The 2,809-nt window shown below is 48.7% G+C and carries 6 protein-coding genes; all 6 read right to left on the reverse strand.

From position 1 onward, the window contains the following. On the reverse strand, positions 1-686 hold a 686-nt coding region (locus tag PHI12_14855; protein ID MDD5512066.1), incomplete at its 3' end, for a hypothetical protein. 10 nt (positions 687-696) lie between these two features. Beyond that, the gene (locus tag PHI12_14860; protein MDD5512067.1) at positions 697-1,083 is read right to left on the reverse strand and encodes a hypothetical protein; all 387 of its coding nucleotides are present in this window, start codon (positions 1,081-1,083) and stop codon (positions 697-699) included. A 1-nt stretch (position 1,084) separates the two neighbouring features. Further along, the gene (locus PHI12_14865) at positions 1,085-1,396 is read right to left on the reverse strand and encodes an HK97 gp10 family phage protein (protein ID MDD5512068.1); all 312 of its coding nucleotides are present in this window, start codon (positions 1,394-1,396) and stop codon (positions 1,085-1,087) included. After that, the gene (locus tag PHI12_14870) at positions 1,393-1,806 is read right to left on the reverse strand and encodes a hypothetical protein (protein MDD5512069.1); all 414 of its coding nucleotides are present in this window, start codon (positions 1,804-1,806) and stop codon (positions 1,393-1,395) included. Before PHI12_14870 ends, PHI12_14865 begins: the two co-directional genes overlap by 4 nt. Then, positions 1,806-2,378 carry a phage head-tail connector protein gene (locus tag PHI12_14875; protein MDD5512070.1) on the reverse strand — a complete coding sequence of 191 codons (573 nt, stop codon included), beginning with the start codon at positions 2,376-2,378 and terminating at the stop codon, positions 1,806-1,808. The genes PHI12_14870 and PHI12_14875 overlap by 1 nt, the downstream gene beginning before the upstream one ends. After that, complete coding sequence (locus PHI12_14880; protein MDD5512071.1) at positions 2,378-2,701, reverse strand: hypothetical protein; 324 nt, start codon at positions 2,699-2,701, stop codon at positions 2,378-2,380. Before PHI12_14880 ends, PHI12_14875 begins: the two co-directional genes overlap by 1 nt. Between the last annotated feature and the right edge of the window lie 108 nt (positions 2,702-2,809).

A 2,809-nucleotide genomic window follows, 5' to 3' on the forward strand; every position in this document is an offset into this window, starting at 1 on the left:
AAGAAATACTGGCCGTTGGTGCTTGATTCACCGAGAGCCAGAATAACCTCGGAGCCGATAGCCAAAGGCGCTCCATCCTTATATCCCTCGAAGGTTCCCGTCCACCCGGTACACCCGGCCACATAGTCCCTCACTCCGGCATCGACGAAATCTGTTACCTCCAAGGCATCGGCAACATAGTCAATCGTCCATGACTTAATCCCGTCAACCTCGGCCAGCGCCTTCACGTCATCAATATCAAACGTGCCATCGTCCAGGTCTTCATCCTGATAAAGTCCTATTGAAATTAGAGCACTGCATGAGGCAGGGGCAGCCAGTAAGTCAAAACAATACTTCCACGTGTCCGCCGTCAGTGCCGGGACGACCAACGACTCTACCGCCGAGGCACATTCCCCTGTATCATCGAGTAGGAGCTTTAGTTGTGTTGCCGTAGTCGTTAAACTAGACCGGGCATACCAGACAACAGCGTCATACGCCGACAGGTCTTTAGAAATAACCTCAGACATAAGGAGTTTATCCGCACCGACACCAACCGTTGTCACTCTTGCGCAATACGTCCCGACCTTGCCCGTAGTCGTGCTAGGAGTACAGCCTGACTCGGTATGTTCGTTCCATGCGTCCTCGCAATCTTCCACTAATAGAGCGTTAGTATAAACGCCACCGTTCTTACCTGATATATGAGCCATTTTATCCCCCTTATGCCGTAGCGACTGTTAATGCACCGCACCCGGTGAAATCGTAGGAATAGGTCACCACACCATCAAAGCTAGTGTTAGCATGGACGCCTGTTAAAATACAGTCACCTTCCCACATCTGGTTGGCTGTGTCCGATTCCTGAAGGTGGATACTGACCTTGGTTCCGATTGCTGTAGGAGCGCCGTCTTTATAACCTTCAAACGTCCCTGTCCAGCCTGTGCATCCGGCAACGTAATCCCTTACGCCAGCGTCTACAAAGTCGGTAACCTCGAGAGCGTCAGCAACGTAATCTAACGTCCACGATTTTATTCCGGTGATTTCGGATTCGTCCCCGTCACCTGCCGTCCCTGTCAGGACAGCCCCGTTCTTACCTGATATATGAGCCATATTACCCTCCCTGAAGTAATTTAATTATCTGGTCTTTATTTTTTTCTAATGCAGGACCGAGGAATGGATGAGCCTGCATTTTCCGAGTCCCGTACTCTTGGAAGCTGGAATATTCAACATTCGTTCCCACCCTAGCCTCGGTTGGTTCAACCTCATGCGTGATAGAGCTTCTCAGAGTTCCCGTATCTACCGGGGATTCCTTCTTGGCATCCCGTTCAACTAAAAGAGCGGCTTTTGTCAGGCCGCTCTCCAGCTTCTTATTTATCTCCCCTTCCCGCTTATCACGGAAAGAGATTATCGAAAACAAACTCATGCGTAAGCCTCTAATAGAAACTCGGTAGAGAGATAGCTAACCCTGCCCCAGTTGGTAGTCCCCAGTCCTAAGTTGTCGCTGATCCATGAGGTGTCGCAGGAACTGTTTAATGTCCTGTCAGCGGCTACTTTAGCGACTAGCGACTTGGTTCCCGTCGGTTCGATGTAGTCTAGAATTTCGTTAAAAGCGGAGGGTGCGTCTTGCTTTGTGAGCAAGAGGACGATTCTAAACGTGTATATAGATGTCGCCGTAGCATCCCCGAAGGTCTGCTTATACGCTACGCCTCTTGGCAGAATGAGGGCGGCGGGAAGCTCATTGATAGAATCAGGTAGCTCATTCGGAGCGTAAACCCTCAGTCCGCTAATAGATAGGGTGGTTTTTAATCCGGTGCCTATTGATTCAACACCCATTAAACTTTCCTTCTAACGTATACTTTTAGTAGCTCTTTGATGTCAGGATCGAGGCCATGATGAACCTCGAAAGTCCCTATATCCGGCATACCAACAACCGTCGCATATCCCGATTCCCGCCTCTTGAACCATCGGCATACCTGCATGATGGCTGCCCTTCTAATCGGCTTCGGTACAGTTGAGGCATATCCCCATGAACCATTAATCTCGACACCCTTTTTGATGCCGGAAGCGAAGCCTCCGTAATCCCCGTTAGGGTTAACTTTGACCATCGTTTTGGGGTAATCGTTCAAGGGGTATAAGATATAGTCGTCAGTCGTCAGTGTGGCCTCAAAGGTGCCGTCCCCGTCCTCGTCTAATTTAAGAGTGGTAACAGAGACTAGATCATCAATGAATAAAGGGGAAGCGGAGCCGTCAAAGTACCTTGTCTCGGAAGTGGTGTCGAACTCTCTTTTGCAATAGTTGTCTATGTGTATCTTGGCTTCCTCGATTAACGGCTGTATAACATGGTCTTTGGTGTCCTCGGTTATATCTAAGTCCCTTTTAACCTCATATATATTGCAGTAGTCCATTAGCCACTCTCCCTTACGGTAATCCAGCCGCTATTGATTGATTCAACTACTCCACTTGATGTTGATTCGGTATCATACAGGTACGACCCGACAGTATCGAAATCGCCATCTTGGACTGAGTAATGATAGGTTCCCGAAGCGGCAACATCTACCGTACATTCACCCTCAACAAGTAAGGTGCCGGGGATGTTAGGATTCCACACTTTTAAGGTGATGGTTTTGCCTGTTATGTTCCTCGCCGATCCGTCATTGTCATAGGCCGTCCAAGACAGGTTATAGCCGTAATCATCTTTTTGGACTGAGATATTATCCGTATTAGCCATCTGTTATATACTCCGTGTTTTTACTTCTATCCGGCGTGTAGGTGTTGAGAGTCCTGTCGGGTATATATGTTGACCTGCTTCTATCCGGCGTGTAGGTGTTGAGACTTC

It is taken from the genome of Dehalococcoidales bacterium, assembly GCA_028716225.1.
Classification (GTDB): Bacteria; Chloroflexota; Dehalococcoidia; order Dehalococcoidales; family UBA5760; genus UBA5760.